This window comes from Streptomyces lincolnensis (genome assembly GCF_021173675.1).
Taxonomy (GTDB): domain Bacteria; phylum Actinomycetota; class Actinomycetes; order Streptomycetales; family Streptomycetaceae; genus Streptomyces; species Streptomyces lincolnensis_B.
The window spans coordinates 511,941-527,223 of sequence record NZ_JAIHON010000004.1; the positions used below are offsets into that span (position 1 = coordinate 511,941).

General features: G+C 70.5%; 14 protein-coding genes and 1 riboswitch. Of the genes, 7 read left to right on the top strand and 7 right to left on the bottom strand.

Annotated elements, in window-relative coordinates; all coding sequences use genetic code 11:
• Nucleotides 1–50: 50 nt before the first annotated feature.
• From K4B79_RS13160 to K4B79_RS13185, 6 genes are all read left to right on the top strand, one after another.
• The gene (locus K4B79_RS13160; RefSeq protein ID WP_232026703.1) at nt 51–1,391 is read left to right on the top strand and encodes an HD-GYP domain-containing protein; all 1,341 of its coding nucleotides are present in this window, start codon (nt 51–53) and stop codon (nt 1,389–1,391) included.
• Entirely contained in the window at nt 1,388–2,632 is a 1,245-nt protein-coding gene (locus tag K4B79_RS13165; RefSeq protein ID WP_232026704.1) for an HD-GYP domain-containing protein, read from the top strand. The genes K4B79_RS13160 and K4B79_RS13165 overlap by 4 nt, the downstream gene beginning before the upstream one ends.
• 104 nt (nt 2,633–2,736) lie before the next feature.
• The gene (locus K4B79_RS13170; RefSeq protein ID WP_232026705.1) at nt 2,737–3,774 is read left to right on the top strand and encodes a tetratricopeptide repeat protein; all 1,038 of its coding nucleotides are present in this window, start codon (nt 2,737–2,739) and stop codon (nt 3,772–3,774) included.
• Between the two features lie 74 nt (nt 3,775–3,848).
• Complete coding sequence (gene def, locus K4B79_RS13175) at nt 3,849–4,499, top strand: peptide deformylase (RefSeq protein ID WP_232026706.1); 651 nt, start codon at nt 3,849–3,851, stop codon at nt 4,497–4,499.
• A gap of 287 nt (nt 4,500–4,786) precedes the next feature.
• Nucleotides 4,787–5,872, top strand: coding sequence for an epi-isozizaene synthase (gene cyc1 / locus K4B79_RS13180; RefSeq protein WP_232026707.1), 1,086 nt, complete (start codon nt 4,787–4,789; stop codon nt 5,870–5,872).
• A complete protein-coding gene (locus K4B79_RS13185) occupies nt 5,869–7,236 on the top strand; it encodes a bifunctional albaflavenone monooxygenase/terpene synthase (RefSeq protein WP_232026708.1) in 1,368 nt (455 codons plus the stop codon). The genes cyc1 and K4B79_RS13185 overlap by 4 nt, the downstream gene beginning before the upstream one ends.
• 18 nt (nt 7,237–7,254) lie before the next feature.
• Here K4B79_RS13185 and K4B79_RS13190 read toward each other — a convergent pair whose 3' ends face one another.
• On the bottom strand, nt 7,255–8,220 hold the full coding sequence (locus tag K4B79_RS13190) for a GlxA family transcriptional regulator (protein ID WP_232026709.1): 966 nt from the start codon (nt 8,218–8,220) through the stop codon (nt 7,255–7,257).
• 92 nt (nt 8,221–8,312) lie between these two features.
• Here K4B79_RS13190 and K4B79_RS13195 point away from each other — a divergent pair, with 92 nt between their 5' ends.
• A complete protein-coding gene (locus K4B79_RS13195; RefSeq protein WP_232026710.1) occupies nt 8,313–8,540 on the top strand; it encodes a hypothetical protein in 228 nt (75 codons plus the stop codon).
• Here K4B79_RS13195 and K4B79_RS13200 read toward each other — a convergent pair.
• From K4B79_RS13200 to K4B79_RS13225, 6 genes are all read right to left on the bottom strand, one after another.
• Entirely contained in the window at nt 8,507–8,956 is a 450-nt protein-coding gene (locus K4B79_RS13200) for a hypothetical protein (RefSeq protein ID WP_232026711.1), read from the bottom strand. The genes K4B79_RS13195 and K4B79_RS13200 overlap by 34 nt on opposite strands.
• Nucleotides 8,957–9,017: 61 nt before the next feature.
• Nucleotides 9,018–10,025, bottom strand: a complete 1,008-nt coding sequence (locus K4B79_RS13205; protein ID WP_232026712.1) for a ribonucleotide-diphosphate reductase subunit beta — start codon at nt 10,023–10,025, stop codon at nt 9,018–9,020.
• Between the two features lie 56 nt (nt 10,026–10,081).
• Nucleotides 10,082–12,448, bottom strand: coding sequence for a ribonucleoside-diphosphate reductase subunit alpha (locus K4B79_RS13210; protein WP_232026713.1), 2,367 nt, complete (start codon nt 12,446–12,448; stop codon nt 10,082–10,084).
• Between the two features lie 120 nt (nt 12,449–12,568).
• Nucleotides 12,569–12,697: riboswitch (cobalamin riboswitch) on the bottom strand.
• Nucleotides 12,698–12,749: 52 nt separating this feature from the next.
• Nucleotides 12,750–13,250 (bottom strand): GNAT family N-acetyltransferase, encoded by a 501-nt coding sequence (locus tag K4B79_RS13215; protein WP_232026714.1) that lies wholly within the window; start codon nt 13,248–13,250, stop codon nt 12,750–12,752.
• A gap of 143 nt (nt 13,251–13,393) precedes the next feature.
• On the bottom strand, nt 13,394–15,022 hold the full coding sequence (gene mctP, locus K4B79_RS13220) for a monocarboxylate uptake permease MctP (RefSeq protein ID WP_232026715.1): 1,629 nt from the start codon (nt 15,020–15,022) through the stop codon (nt 13,394–13,396).
• Nucleotides 15,019–15,270 (bottom strand): DUF3311 domain-containing protein, encoded by a 252-nt coding sequence (locus K4B79_RS13225; RefSeq protein WP_232026716.1) that lies wholly within the window; start codon nt 15,268–15,270, stop codon nt 15,019–15,021. Before K4B79_RS13225 ends, mctP begins: the two co-directional genes overlap by 4 nt.
• Between the last annotated feature and the right edge of the window lie 13 nt (nt 15,271–15,283).

Here is a 15,283-nt window from a genome sequence, read left to right on the forward strand (position 1 = left end):
GCCCTCGCCCTAGGCTCCTGCCTGAAAAGGCTCGGCCGGGGAGGGGCGTGATGGAGGCGGTTCCGGCACGGGCCCGTGCGTACGTCGCCTGTGTCGCCGGCGGCGCGTTGATCTGCCTGGCTCCTCTGCCCGACGTGCGCACCCCGTGGTGGCCGGTGCTCCTGCTCGCCGTGCTCTACGCCGGGTGCGAGCAGGCCGCCGCGCGCTGGCGGTTCGCCGGCACCTTCTACCCCGTGCTGCTCGCCGGCGCCTTTCTGCTGCCGCCCCCGGCCGCCGCCCTGGTCGCGCTGCCGGGGGCTCTGCTCTCACCCGTCGACCAGCGGCCCCGCCGGCTGCGGCGGGTGTGGCGCGCGGCCCAGCTCGTCGTCGGGGTGTGGGTCGCCGCGCGGGTGCACTGGGCGCTGGGCGGCCGGGACGCCGTCGCCGCCCCCGACTTCCCCTTCGCGCTCCTGCCCGCCGGAGCCGCCGTGCTCGCGTTCTGCCTGGTCCTGAGCCTGCTGGACGGCGGGATCCTCGCGCTCGCCACAGGGGCCACGCCCACGCCCTTCGGGCAGTGGGGGAGCGCCCCGCTGCGGCGGGCCTGGCGGGGGCTGTTCCCGCGCACCCTGGCGCCGGTCGCCGTGCACGGGCTGGCGGGGCTGATGATGGCCGTCCTGTGGCGCAGCCCCTACGGCCCCGTCGCCGCGCTGCTCGTCCTGCTGCCGATGTGCGTGTCCTGGTGGGTGTTCGCCCAGTACCACCGGGAGCGCGCCGCCCACCAGGCGACCATCCGGGCGCTCGTCCAGGCCGTCGACATCAAGGACGAGTACACCCGCGGCCACAGCGAGCGGGTCGGACAGGCCTCGATGATGATCGCGCGCGAGCTCGGCATGGACGAGGGGCGCGTCGAGGTGCTGCGGTTCGCCGGGATCCTGCACGACGTGGGGAAGCTGGGCGTGCCCACGCGGCTGCTCCGCAAGGACGGTCCCCTGACGCCTCAGGAGCGGCGGGTCATCGAGCTGCATCCCGAGTACGGACACGAGATGGTCCGGGGGATCTCCTTCCTCGGGGAGGCCCGGGCCGCCGTGCTCCACCATCACGAACGGATCGACGGGAGCGGCTATCCGTACGGGCTGGTGGGCAGCCAGATCCCGGAGTCGGCGCGGGTGGTGGCGGTGGCGGACGCCTTCGACGCGATGACGTCCACCCGCTCCTACAGCCGGGCCCGGCCCGTCCCGGTCGCGGTGGAGGAGCTGCGGCGGTGTGCCGGGACGCACTTCGACCCGCGGATGGTGGAGGCCTTCGTCCGCGCACTGGGCAGGCACGGCTGGCATCCCGCGGTGACCGCCGACGAACCGCTGCCGCCCCGACCCCGCACGGGGGTCTCCAGCAGGCCGGGAGTACCCCGGTGAGCGGGCGCCGGCGGCCCGCCCTCCTCGTCCTCATCCACCTGAGCGCCGCCCTCCTCGCCGCGCTCTCCCTCGCGGTCACCCTCTGGACCGGCCTGGAGGAGCGCGGGGTCGCCCTCGCCTTCGGGGTGCTGGTCGCCGTCGGTGAGCTCGCCCGGTGGACCGGCGCCCGGGTCAGGGAGGCCGCGCCGCTCGGGGCCGCGGGGGCGATGGCGTACGCCCTGCTCGGAGCGGACGGCGGGCAGCCCACCCATCACGGCGCCTTCCAGGTCGTCGCCGTCGTGCTCGCCGCCTCCCTGCTCGGCAGCGTGCCGCACATCGCGCGGGGGCAGGGCCCGGCCCGCGACCAGATGGCCCGCCGGGTGCTGACCGTCGGGTTCACCGCCGTGTGCTTCCAACCCCTGTACAACCGGGGCACGTTCGCCGAGTGGGGGACCGCGTACGCGCTGCTGCTGCTCGCGCTGCTGACCCTCACCGCGCTCTGCGACGCCGTGCTCGCGGCCGCCCTGGCCCACTCGCGCACCCGGTGGCCCTTCGGCCCCCTCCTGCGGGACGAGCTGCGGGCCCTGCTCGGGATCGGCTCCGCGGTCTGCGCGACCGGGGCGGTGATGGCGCTCGCGGTGGCCGTCGTGGGCCTGTGGGCGGTACCGGTGTTCTCGCTGCCGCTGCTGCTCACCCAGCTGTCCTTCAAGCGGTACGCCGCCGTCCGGGCCACCAACCGGCAGACCATCGCCTCCCTCGCCCGTGCCACCGAGATCGCCGGATACACCCCCGCCGGGCACGCCCGCCGCGTCGCCTCGCTCAGCCGGGCCGTCGGGCGGGACCTGGGGCTGTCGGCGCCCGAGCTCACCGTGCTGGAGTACGCGGCCCTGATGCACGACATCGGACAGCTCAGCCTCGTCGACCCGGTCCCGGCCGGGGCCACCGCCGCGCTGCCCGCCCCGGAACAGCGCCGCATCGCCCTGCTCGGCGGGGCCGTCGTACGGCAGACCGGGGTGGATCCGTCCGTCGCCGTGGTCGTGGAGCGGCAGGCCGACCCCTGGCCGGAGCAGCCGGTCGCTGCCAGGATCGTGCGGGCGGTGAACGCGTACGAGGAGAAGGCGCGGGACGCCGGACCCGGCGGGCCCCTGACGGCGCTGGAGGAGCTGCGCTGGGCCACCGCCGGGCAGTACGCGCCCGAGGTGGTCGAAGCGCTGGCCAGGGTCCTGACACGGGACTGTCTGACCCTGGCCGTGGTTGGGTAACCCATGGGTAATGAGCGCCCTTCCAGCCGTACGTGGTTGGATGCGAATGAGAGGGTGTCCGGGGGCACAGCCAGCCCACTGAACGGAACTGGCAGGCGGGAATCGTGAGGATCTTCGGCAAGGGACGGCACCGGCCCTCCGCCTCCTGGCGGCAGGCCACGGACCGCGCGTTCACGCTGATCGGCGACGGCCGGTACGAGGACGCGGGCGCGCTGCTGACACGCGCCGCGGACCTGGAGCCGTGGCTGTCCGAGTCCTGGTTCAACCTCGCCCTGCTCCACAAGTTCCGGCACGACTGGGAGCAGGCCCGTGCGGCCGGGCTCAGGGCGGTGGCCCTGCTCGACCGGGAGACGGGCGCACCCGACTGGTGGAACGTCGGCATCGCCGCCACCGCGCTCCAGGACTGGCCGCTGGCCCGCCGGGCCTGGCAGGCCTACGGACTGCGCGTGCCGGGCGGCGTCACGGCTGGAGTAAGGAGGGGCGAGCGCGAAGCGCTCTCTGGCGAGGGTGGTGGTGGGCGACGGGTGGGAGAGCCGGTCGGCATGGACCTCGGCAGTGCCGCCGTACGGCTGTCCCCGGAGGGGGAGGCCGAGGTGGTGTGGGGGCGGCGGCTGGACCCCGCCCGCATCGAGGTGCTGTCCATTCCGCTTCCCTCGTCCGGGCGACGCTGGGGCGAGGTCGTCCTGCACGACGGAGTGCCGCACGGCGAGCGGACGACCGCCTCGGGGCACGCGTATCCGGTCTTCGACGAGATCGAGCTGTGGGCGCCGTCGCCGGTGCCGACCTGGGTGGTGCTGCTGGAGGCGGCCACCGAGGCCGACCGGGACGCGCTGGAGCAGCTGGCGGCCGACGCCGGGTTCGCGGCGGAGGACTGGTCGTCGTCGGTGCGGCTGCTGTGCCGGATGTGCTCGGAGTCCCGGATGCCGTCCGACGAGGGCGACGGCGAGCATCTCGATCCGCACGACCACAGTGAGCCGGGGCATCCCGGGCCGCTCGGGCACCGGACCGACGGGCAGCTGTGGGTGCCGGAGCGGGAGTGCGGGGTGGCCGCGCCGGCTTCGCTGGTTCGGGGGTTGTTGGACGGGTGGGTCGCGGACAGTCCGGATTCCCGGGACTGGCGGGATCTGGAAGAGGTCTGCTGAGCCTTCCTCCCCGTACGGCTCCCTTTAGGCTGTACCCGGAATTTCTCAGGATTGCAGGAAGGCATACGTCGGTCATGGCGCAGCAGGACACCGATCAGCAGCACGCGGGCGTGCTCCCCGTGGACGACGAGGGCTTCGTCATCGACACCGAGGACTGCGAGGAGCGGGAGGCGGCGTTCCGTGAGCGCGGCACCTCGCGGCCGATCACCGTCGTGGGGAACCCGGTGCTGCACAAGGAGTGCAAGGACGTCACCGAGTTCGGTGAGGAGCTGCTGAAGCTGGTGGACGACATGTTCGCCTCGCAGCGCACCGCCGAGGGCGTCGGCCTGGCCGCCAACCAGATCGGGGTGGACCTGAAGGTCTTCGTCTACGACTGCATGGACGACGAGGGCAGGCGGCACGTCGGTGTCGTGTGCAACCCGAAGCTCGTCGACCTGCCCGCGGACAGGCGCCGCCTGGACGACAGCAACGAGGGCTGCCTGTCGGTGCCCACCGCCTACGCGCCGCTGGCCCGCCCGGACTACGCCGAGGTGACCGGGCAGGACGAGCAGGGCAACCCGATCAAGGTGCGCGGCACCGGCTACTTCGCTCGCTGTTTGCAGCACGAGACCGACCACCTCTACGGCTACCTCTACATCGACCGGCTCTCCAAGCGCGAACGCAAGGACGCGCTGCGGCAGATGGCCGAGAACGAGCCCCGGTACCCCGTCGTCGCCAACGACTGAGCCCGCGCGGGTCGCACAGGTCCCTTCCGTACGGCGTCTGTTCAGGAGCACCCTCCCGAACAGGCGCCGTTCGTCTGTCCGTCGCACATCCGATCGCTTGCGCTCGTCCGGTTATCCAAAATCGGTCAGGTGAGGGGAGAATCTCGGCACCGTGGGGTAGTGAGTGGAGCAAATCCGTTCCCAGAATGGTCAGTTGTAGTGCTCAATGGGAAGTGCGGGGATACGCAACGGCGCACGCCCGGTACGGCGGGAGGGCGCGCGCACTGGCGGCTGGAAGGGGTTTGTTCGTGTCTGCTTTCCCACACAGCACCACATCGACGCCGACGGCGATCGCGGTCCCACCATCGCTCTCTCTTCCGGTGATCGAGGCGGCGTTTCCCCGGCAACTGCACCCGTATTGGCCACGGCTCCAGGAGAAGACCCGGACCTGGCTTCTGGAAAAACGGCTCATGCCGGCCGACAAGGTGGCCGAATATGCCGACGGTCTGTGCTATACGGACCTGATGGCGGGGTACTACTTGGGCGCCCCCGACGAGGTCCTCCAGGCGATCGCGGACTACAGCGCGTGGTTCTTCGTCTGGGACGACCGACACGACCGCGACATCGTGCACCGGCGCCCGGCCGCCTGGCGGCGGCTGAGGTTCCAGCTGCACGCGGCCCTCGAATCCCCCCGGACCCACCTGTACCACGAGGATCCGCTGGTCGCCGGGTTCGCGGACAGCGTGACGCGGCTGTACTCGTTCCTGTCGCAGTCGTGGAACCAGCGGTTCGCCCGGCACTTCCACCAGGTGATCGACGCCTACGACCGGGAATTCCGGAACCGCACCGAGGGAGTCATCCCGACGGTCGAGGAATACCTGGCCCTGCGTCGGCTCACCTTCGCCCACTGGATCTGGACCGATCTGCTGGAACCCAGCGCGGGACTGGAACTCCCGAACTCCGTGCGGAAACACTCGGCATATCAGCGGGCCGCACTCCTGAGTCAGGAATTCGCCGCCTGGTACAACGACCTCTGTTCGCTGCCCAAGGAAATAGCGGGCGACGAGGTCCACAATCTCGGAATCAGCCTCATCAAGCACGAGGGGCTGACCCTGGAGGAAGCGGTCGCCGACATGAGGCGGCGCGTCGAGAGGTGCGTCGAGGAATTCCTTGTCGTCGAGCAGGACGCCCTGAGGTTTTCCGACGACCTCGCCGACGGAACCGTACGCGGAAAAGAACTCAGTGCCGCCGTGCGGGCCTGCGTCCGCAACATGCGGAACTGGTTCAGCACCGTCTACTGGTTCCACCACGAGTCCGGCCGGTACCGGGTCGACAGCTGGGACGACCGGTCCACTCCCCCGTACGTCAACAACGAAGCGGCAGGTGAGAAATGACCGTCGAGTCCGTCAAGCCCGAGGCCTTCCCGGCCCCGGAAGCGCGTGAGGCGCCCCTCGCGGGCGGAGGTGTCCCGGGTCTGGGACACGGCTGGAAGCTGGTGCGCGACCCGCTGGGCTTCCTGGCCCGGCTGCGCGACGACGGCGACCTGGTACGGCTGCGCCTGGGCCCCAAGACCGTGTACGCGGTGACCGCGCCGCACCTCGTCGGCGACATGCTGACGAGCCCCGGCTACGAGATAGGCGGACCGCTCTGGGACACCCTGGACGTGCTGCTCGGCAAGGGGGTCGCGACCAGCAACGGGCCGCGGCACCGGCGCCAGCGGCAGACCATCCAGCCCTCCTTCCGCAAGGAGGTGATCCCCGAGTACGAGCGGGTCATGGTCGAGGAGTCCCTGGCCTTCGCCGCGCGCTGGCGGCCGGGGGACACCGTCGACGTCACGGCGGAGGCGTTCCGGGTGGCGGTGCGGATGACCGCCCGGTGCTTCCTCCAGATCGAGCGCATCGACGATCTCGCCGAGCGGCTGAGCGCCGCGCTCGCCACCGTGTTCGGCGGCATGTACCGGCGGATGATCCTCTCCTTCGGGCCGTTCTACCGGCTGCCCCTTCCCTCACACCGTGAATTCGACCGGGGACTGGCCGAGTTGCACCGGCTGGCCGACGAGGTCATCGCCGAACGCCGGGCCGCGAGCGAGAAGCCCGATGATTTGCTGACGGCATTGCTGGAGGCGAAGGACGAAAAAGGTGAACCGGTCAACCATCAGGAGGTCCACGATCAGGTCATAGCGATACTCACCCCGGGCAGCGAAACCGTCGGATCCCAGTTGATGTGGATCTTGCAGTTGCTGGCCGAACATCCGGAACAGGCGGACCGGGTGAGCGAAGAGGTGAAATCGGTCGTGGGTGACGCGCCTGTCACTTTCGGCGACCTCAGGAAGCTCACCCACACGAACAATGTCATCACGGAGGCGCTGCGCATACGGCCGGCCGTATGGATATTGACGCGGCGGGCCATGGCCGAAACCGAACTCGGCGGGTATCGCATTCCGGCCGGGGCGGACATCGTGTACAGCCCACTCGCCCTCCAGCGTGATCCGCGCTCCTACGACCAGCACCTCGACTTCGACCCGGACCGCTGGCTCCCGGGCCGCTCCAAGGAGGTGCCGAAGTACGCGATGGGGCCCTTCAGCGCGGGCAACCGCAAATGCCCGGCCGACCACTTCTCGATGGCCCAGCTCGCCGTCATGCTGGCGACGGTGATCCCCAGGTGGCGCTTCGAACGGCTGCCGGAGGCCGACGAGTCGCCCCGGGTGGGCATCACCCTGCGCCCGAAGCGGCTGCTGCTCAAGGCGGTGCCCAGGTGAGGGGAGCGCGGCGGGCGTTCAGGCGGCCTCGGTCCCTCTGAACGTGCGGCGATAGGCGTTCGGGGTGGTCCCGACCGCACGGACGAACTGGTGGCGCAGCGCGGCCGCGTTGCCGAACCCCGTTCGACCGGCGATCGCGTCCACCGTCTCGTCCGTCGCCTCCAGCAACCGCTGGGCCAGCAGCACGCGTTGGCGCAGGATCCAGCGGTACGGTGTCGTGCCGGTCTCCTGCTGGAAGCGGCGGGCGAAGGTGCGCGGTGACATGTGCGCCAGCTCGGCCAGCTGCTCGACCGTGACGTCCTGGTCGAGGTGCTGCTCCATCCACACCAGCACCTCGCCGACGGTGTCGCACTGCGAGCGGGGCAGCGGCCGCTCGATGTACTGGGCCTGGCCGCCGTCCCGGTGCGGCGGCACGACCATCCGCCGGGCGATCCGGTTGGCGACCTCCGGGCCCTGTTCCTTGCGCACGATGTGCAGACAGGCGTCGATGCCGGCGGCGGTGCCCGCGGAGGTGATCACCGGGTCCTCGTCGACGTAGAGCACGTCCGGCTCGATGATCGCCCGGGGGTTGCGTACGGCGAGCTCGTCCGCGTGCATCCAGTGCACGGTGCATCGCCGGCCGTCGAGCAGACCGGCGGCGCCGAGCGCGAAGACGCCGGTGCACACGCTGAGCACCCGGGTGCCCCGGTCCACCGCGCCGACCAGGGCGTCCAGCAGAGCGGGCGGGAAGTCGCGGGTGACGTAGTCGCTGCCCGCCGGGATGGCGATCAGGTCGGCCTCCGCCAGCCGCTCCAGGCCGTACGGCGTGGAGACGGTGAGGCCGCCGACATGGGTGGCCAGCTGCGGGCCCTCGGCGGAGACCACGGCGAAGTCGTAGGGCGGCAGGCCCTCGTCGCTGCGGTCGATGCCGAACACCTCGCAGACGACGCCCAGTTCGAAGGGGTGCACGCCGTTCAGGAGGACGGCGGCGACGTTTTTGAGCATGCTGCCAGTGTGCCTCGTAAGTGGCAGTAAATCGAGGGTGGGCGACAGTCCTGCCACTGTTTGTAAGGAGTCTCCGGCGCGACAGTGGTGTCATGACTACCGCGCAGACAGAAGGACTGATCGGAATGCTCGCCGTCCTCGGAATCCTCGTCCTGCTGGTGCTCCCGTCCGTGATCGGGATCGTGCACGACCGGCGCATCGACCGTCAGATCCGACAGGCCCAGCAGGCCCACCGGGCGGCCGAGGGCTCGCGCCCGAAGACGGAGCGTCCCAAGGCCCGCCAGGGCTACCTCACCACCACGGTGACCCCCCACTCCTGAAGCGCGTCGCACGAGATCCGGCCGGGCTCCTTGGAGCACACCGGGCGCGACGAACGCAGCCGCGCCCGCCCCGCCGAGACCGCCTCGAACGCGGCGCTCGCGTCCCCCGGCAGCAGCACGACACCGCTGTTCGTGGCCTTCAGGCCGCCGCCGTCGGACGTGACCGGCTCCCACGGGCGGCTCCTCGTGCCGTCCAGGGAGACCCGGACCGTCCCGCCCACGGCCACGCACACCGTGCGGCCGTTGTCGGCGGCACCGAGTGCACCCGGGGACGCGCAGGCCGACGGGGGTGACGAGGGTGCCGGGGACGCCGAGTCCCCGGCACCCCCGTCGCCGCCCGCTCCGGTGCCGCACCCCGCGAGCAGCAGCGTCAGTGCGGCGAGGGCGAGGGGAGTGCGGTGGATCGTAGGGCGCATGGCAGGGCCTCCTTGCGGATGAGACGTGCCGGCCGTGCGCCCGGATCCGCCGTCGGAGGGGTCAGAAGTCCTCGTCCAGGTCGACGCTGCCCTCCACCGCGACCTGGTACGCCGACGGACGCCGCTCGAAGAAGTTGGTCAGCTCCTGGACGCCCTGGAGCTCCATGAAGGAGAAGGGGTTCTCGGAGCCGTACACCGGGGCGAAGCCGAGGCGCGTGAGGCGCTGGTCGGCGACGCACTCCAGGTACTGCCGCATCGAGTCGGTGTTCATGCCCGGCAGGCCGTCGCCGCACAGGTCGCGCGCGAACTGCAGCTCGGCCTCGACGGCCTCCCGCAGCATGTCGACGACCTCCTGCCGGAGCGCGTCGTCGAAGAGCTCCGGCTCCTCCTTGCGGACGGTGTCGACGACGTCGAAGGCGAAGGACATGTGCATCGTCTCGTCGCGGAACACCCAGTTGGTGCCGGTGGCGAGGCCGTGCAGCAGACCCCGGCTGCGGAACCAGTAGACGTACGCGAAGGCGCCGTAGAAGAACAGGCCCTCGATGCACGCGGCGAAACAGATGAGGTTGAGCAGGAAGCGGCGGCGGTCGGCCTGCGACTCCAGGCGGTCCAGGTTGTCGACCGAGTCCATCCACTTGAAGCAGAAGGCTGCCTTCTCGCGGATGGAGGGGATGCTCTCCACGGCGTCGAAGGCCGCGGCCCTGTCCTCCGGGTCGGGGAGGTAGGTGTCGAGCAGGGTCAGGTAGAACTGGACGTGCACGGCCTCCTCGAAGAGCTGGCGGGACAGATACAGCCGCGCCTCGGGGGAGTTGATGTGCTTGTACAGCGTCAGCACGAGGTTGTTCGCGACGATCGAGTCGCCCGTCGCGAAGAACGCCACCAGTCGGCCGATGAGGTGCTGCTCGGCGGGGCTGAGCTTGGCGAGGTCGCTGACGTCCGAGTGGAGGTCGACCTCCTCGACGGTCCAGGTGTTCTTGATGGCGTCCCGGTAGCGCTCGTAGAAGTCCGGGTAGCGCATGGGGCGCAGGGTCAGCTCGAAGCCGGGGTCGAGCAGGTTCTGGGTAGTCATAACAGTCGGCGCGAAGCGCCGTCCTCCAGGGGTGGTGGTCGGGTGGCGGGTGGGAATTACTGGCAGGCCTCGCAGGACTCGGGGTTTTCCAGGGAGCAGGCGACCGCTTCGGGGTCGGGGGCCGCCTGCACGGGGGCAGCGGCCTGCGCGGCGCGGGCGATGCGGGTCGCCGGGCGCGAGCGCAGGTAGTACGTCGTCTTCAGGCCCGACTTCCAGGCGTACGCGTACATCGAGGAGAGCTTGCCGATGGTCGGCGTCTCCAGGAACAGGTTCAGGGACTGCGACTGGTCGAGGAACGGGGTGCGGGCCGCGGCCATGTCGATCAGGCCGCGCTGCGGGATCTCCCACGCCGTGCGGTAGAGCCGTCGTACGTCCTCGGGGATCCAGGCGAAGTCCTGGACGGAGCCGTTCGACTCGCGCAGCGCCTCACGCGTGCGGGCGTCCCAGACGCCGAGCGCCTTCAGCTCCCGCACCAGGTAGGAGTTGACCTGGAGGAACTCGCCGGACAGTGTCTCGCGCTTGAACAGGTTGGACACCTGCGGCTCGATGCACTCGTAGACACCGGCGATGGAGGCGATGGTGGCGGTCGGGGCGATGGCCAGCAGGAGCGAGTTGCGCAGCCCGGTGGCCGCGATCCGCTCGCGCAGGGCCGCCCAGCGCTCCGGCCAGGTCAGCTCCGTGTCGTAGTGGTCGGGGTGCAGGACGCCCCGGGCGGTACGGGTCTTCTCCCAGGCCGGCAGCGGGCCGCTGCGCTCGGCGAGGTCGGCGGAGGCCTCGTAGGCGGCGAGCATGATCCGCTCGGCGATCCGGGTGGACAGCCGCTGGGCCTCGGGGGAGTCGAAGGGCAGCCGCAGCTGGAAGAAGACGTCCTGGAGGCCCATCGCGCCCAGGCCCACCGGGCGCCACTTGGCGTTCGACCGGCCCGCCTGCTCGGTCGGGTAGAAATTGATGTCCACGACCCGGTCGAGGAAGGTCACGGCCGTGCGGACGGTGGCGTCCAGCCGCTCCCAGTCGATGTCCCCCGTCGACGTGTCGACGAACGCGCCGAGGTTCACCGACCCCAGGTTGCAGACCGCCGTCTCCCCGTCGTCCGTGACCTCCAGGATCTCCGTGCAGAGGTTGGAGGAGTGCACGGTGTGGCCCGGCTCGGCCGTCTGGTTGGCGGTGCGGTTGGCGGCGTCCTTGAAGGTCATCCAGCCGTTGCCGGTCTGCGCGAGGGTGCGCATCATGCGGCCGTAGAGGTCACGGGCGGGGATGGTCTTCTTCGCGAGCCCCGCCTCCTCGGCCTTGCGGTAGGCGGCGTCGAACTCCTCGCCCCACAGGTCCACCAGCTCGGGCACGTCGGCCGGGGAGAACAGGCTCCACCGCGCGTCGGCGTTCACCCGGCGCATGAACTCGTCCGGGATCCAGTGCGCGAGGTTCAGGTTGTGCGTACGGCGGGCGTCCTCACCGGTGTTGTCGCGCAGCTCCAGGAACTCCTCGATGTCGGAGTGCCAGGTCTCCAGGTAGACCGCGGCGGCGCCCTTGCGCCGGCCGCCCTGGTTCACGGCGGCGACACTCGCGTCCAGGGTCTTCAGGAACGGCACGATGCCGTTGGAGTGCCCGTTCGTGCCGCGGATCAGCGAACCGCGGGAGCGGATGCGGGAGTAGGCGATGCCGATGCCGCCCGCGTGCTTGGAGAGCCGGGCCACCTGGTGGTAGCGGTCGTAGATGGAGTCCAGCTCGTCCTTGGGGGAGTCGAGGAGGTAGCAGGACGACATCTGGGGGTGCCGGGTGCCGGAGTTGAACAGTGTGGGGGAGGAGGGCAGGTAGTCGAGGCGGCTCATCAGCCGGTAGAGCGCGGCGACCTCGTCCACGGACCGCGAGGTGTCGTCCTCGGCGAGACCGGACGCCACCCGGAGCATGAAGTGCTGGGGCGTCTCGATCACACCGCGGGTGATCGGGTGCCGGAGCAGATAGCGGCTGTGGAGCGTGCGCAGGCCGAAGTAGCCGAAGCGGTCGTCGGCGGTGGTGTCGATCAGCGCGTCGAGGCGGGCCGTGTGCAGTCGCGCGAACTCGGCGGTGCGGTCGGCGATCAGCCCCTCGCGGTGGCCGGTCGCCACCGACTCGGAGAAGGACGTGACGCCTTGGGAGGCGGCCTCGGCGCGGATGCTCAGGGTGAGCAGGCGGGCGGCGAGCCGCGAGTAGGCGGGGTCCTCGGAGATGAGGCCGGCGGCCGCCTCGGTGGCCAGCTCGCGCAACTCCGCCTCGTCGGCCCGCGCCGACCTGCCGCGCAACGCGGCGGCGGCGACCCGGCCGGGGTCGGCGTCGGGGAGGTCGGCGGTCAGCTCGGTCAGGGTCCGCAACAACGCGGCTCCGGGACCGTCTTCGTCCACTGAAGTGGTCGTGATCGCTGAAGCCGGGTCGGCTGGCGCGATGGTCACGTGGGGCACTCCCTCGCTGGGCACGGGGCCTGGCGGAGGGCAGCGGACAGCACGAGCGCGCACGGCGTCGCGTCCACCGGCCCACTCCACGAGGCCCGGACGTCAGGCACCCGGACCGGACGGCCGGGCGCACTGTCGGCAGGTCCTCGGACTGACGCTCATGTGCGCATATGCACGCATGAGTACACCGTTGCGGGACAGTTCCGGATTCACACCGGATTCCCCTGCGGCGACAGCGAGCATGAGCATACATCTTGTGCCGGGTTCGGGTGACACCCCCAGATGTTGTGTCGCGGTGGTTTCAGAGCGTCAACTCATAGGCGAGGAGAGTGAACTCCTCACCCGGGATCGGGTTCCAGTCGCGGTCCGGGACGCGGGTGAAACCGAGGCGTTCGTAGACGCGGTGGGCGGCGTGCATGAGGGGCTGGGTGCACAGGACGATGCCGGTGCGGTCGGCGGCTCTGGCGCGGTCGACGCAGGCCCGGACGAGGGCTTCTCCGGCGCCTTGGCCGCGGGCCTCTCGGGCCACGGCGAGCATGCGGATCTCCGCCTCGCCGGGGCGGGCGAGGTCGGCCATGGGGCCGACGGAGGGGACGTAGGTGACGCCGCCGAGGAGTTGGTCGGCCCGCGTTGCCACGAGGACGTCCGCCTCGGCGGCTCTCTTGGCCACGTTCTTGAGTTCGGCGAGGTACCAGTCGCTCTCGCCGAAGGTGAGGAGGCCGTCCTGGAGGTAGGCCTGGGCGGTGATCTCGCCGAGGGCGGCGTATTCGGTGGGGTCGGCTCGCCGGATGTGGATGTCCATGCGGTGAGTGTGTACGACAGCGGGCCGCCGTGGTGCTTGGTTTTCGGCGGCCCGCTGCGGGTTGTGTGTGGCTGGTCGCGCCCACGCGGCGGAGCCGCATATTGGTACAGCCCCGCGCCCCTAGGTGGGTGTGGCCACTGGTGTTAGTGGGCCGCCCCCGCCGTCGCCGGCGGGAGTTCCACCTTCACGCCCGGGTCGCCCGCGTCCGCCGTGTAGTCCTCCGGGCTCGTCTCGTCGATGCCCTCGGGGGCCTTCAGGGCGCGGAGGACGAAGGTGAGGACGACCGTGACGACCACGTTGAGCACGAAGGCGGTGAGGCCGATGTAGCCGATCTCGCCGATGCCCGGGATCTCCTTGGCGGAGCCGCCGAAGTGCTTCTGGGTCGGGGAGGCGACGCCGTACGCGGCGACCGTGCCGTAGATCATGCCGACCGCCCAGCCGCCGAGCAGGGCCCAGCGGTGGAACCAGCGGGTGAACAGGCCGCCGACCAGGGCGGGGAAGGTCTGCAGGATCCAGATGCCGCCCAGGAGCTGGAAGTTGATGGCGACGGTCTTGTCCATGGTGAGGACGAAGGCCAGGGCGCCGACCTTCACCAGCAGGGACACGAGCTTGGAGACCTTGGTCTCCTGTTCCGGTGTCGCGTCGGGCTTGATGAAGTCCTTGTAGATGTTGCGGGTGAAGAGGTTCGCGGCCGCGATGGACATGATGGCCGCGGGGACCAGGGCGCCGATGCCGATCGCCGCGAAGGCCACGCCCGCGAACCAGGCCGGGAACATGGTCTCGAACAGCTGCGGGATGGCCAGCTGGCCGTTGGCCACCTTGATCCCGGCCGCGATCGCCATGAAGCCCAGCAGGGCGAGCAGGCCCAGCATGAGGGAGTACAGCGGCAGGATCGTGGTGTTGCGGCGGATGACCTCACGGCTCTTGGAGGACAGCGTCGCGGTGATCGAGTGCGGGTACATGAACAGCGCGAGCGCGGAGCCCAGCGCCAGCGTGGCGTAGGTCCACTGGCCCGCCTCACCCGGCGCCAGCGCACCGCGTGGCGCGCCCGTGGCCGGGTTGGTCTGGCTGTACGCCTCGCCCGCCTTGGCGAAGATCTCGTCGAAGCCGCCCAGCTTGATCGGGATGTAGATGATCGCCACCGCGATGACGATGTAGATCAGCGTGTCCTTCACGAAGGCGATCATCGCGGGGGCGCGCAGGCCCGAGGAGTAGGTGTACGCGGCCAGCACGCCGAAGGCGATCAGCAGCGGCAGGTCCTTGATGAACCAGTTGGTGTCCTCGCCGCCGCCGACGCCCATCACGTCCAGCACCGCCTGGATGCCGACGAGCTGGAGCGCGATGTACGGCATGGTCGCGAGGATGCCGGTCACGGCCACGGCCAGGGACAGGCCCTTGGAGCCCCACCGGCCGCGCACGAAGTCGGACGTCGTCACATAGCCGTGCTTGTGCGAGACCGACCAGAGGCGGGGCAGGAAGGTGAAGATCAGCGGGTAGACCAGGATCGTGTACGGCACCGCGAAGAAACCGGCCGCGCCCGCCGCGTAGATCGCCGCCGGGACGGCCACGAAGGTGTACGCGGTGTACAGGTCGCCGCCGAGCAGGAACCAGGTGATCCAGGTGCCGAAGGACCGGCCGCCCAGGCCCCATTCGTCGAGGCTGTTCTCGTTCTCGGCCTTGCGCCAGCGCGAGGCCAGGAAGCCCATGACCGTGACGGCCAGGAAGAAGAAGATGAAGACGGCGAGTGCGACGCCGTTCACGCCGTCGTTCACTTGGTACCTCCGTGACGGGCGCGCTGGTCACGCTGCCACAGCTTGTACGCGATCATCGTGAGCGCGGTGGAGATCAGCACCCACGCCATCTGGTACCAGTAGAAGAACGGGATGCCGATGAAGGTGGGGTCCACCTTGGCGTACGAACCCACCCAGAGCATCGCCACGAAGGGCGCGACGAGGCAGACAGCGATGACCACGCGGACCGGTGTCACCACCGGTGGTCCCACTTCTGGCGCTTCCGACATACCTCGGCTCCGT

What these genes read in the sequence shown, in the direction of transcription:
- K4B79_RS13160 (WP_232026703.1), top strand. Translation starts at nt 51, where the DNA reads ATGGAGGCGGTTCCGGCACGGGCCCGTGCGTACGTCGCCTGTGTCGCC.
- def (WP_232026706.1), top strand. Translation starts at nt 3,849, where the DNA reads ATGGCGCAGCAGGACACCGATCAGCAGCACGCGGGCGTGCTCCCCGTG.
- K4B79_RS13185 (WP_232026708.1), top strand. Translation starts at nt 5,869, where the DNA reads ATGACCGTCGAGTCCGTCAAGCCCGAGGCCTTCCCGGCCCCGGAAGCG.
- K4B79_RS13190 (WP_232026709.1), bottom strand. Translation starts at nt 8,220, where the DNA reads ATGCTCAAAAACGTCGCCGCCGTCCTCCTGAACGGCGTGCACCCCTTC.
- K4B79_RS13195 (WP_232026710.1), top strand. Translation starts at nt 8,313, where the DNA reads ATGACTACCGCGCAGACAGAAGGACTGATCGGAATGCTCGCCGTCCTC.
- K4B79_RS13200 (WP_232026711.1), bottom strand. Translation starts at nt 8,956, where the DNA reads ATGCGCCCTACGATCCACCGCACTCCCCTCGCCCTCGCCGCACTGACG.
- K4B79_RS13205 (WP_232026712.1), bottom strand. Translation starts at nt 10,025, where the DNA reads ATGACTACCCAGAACCTGCTCGACCCCGGCTTCGAGCTGACCCTGCGC.
- K4B79_RS13215 (WP_232026714.1), bottom strand. Translation starts at nt 13,250, where the DNA reads ATGGACATCCACATCCGGCGAGCCGACCCCACCGAATACGCCGCCCTC.
- K4B79_RS13225 (WP_232026716.1), bottom strand. Translation starts at nt 15,270, where the DNA reads ATGTCGGAAGCGCCAGAAGTGGGACCACCGGTGGTGACACCGGTCCGC.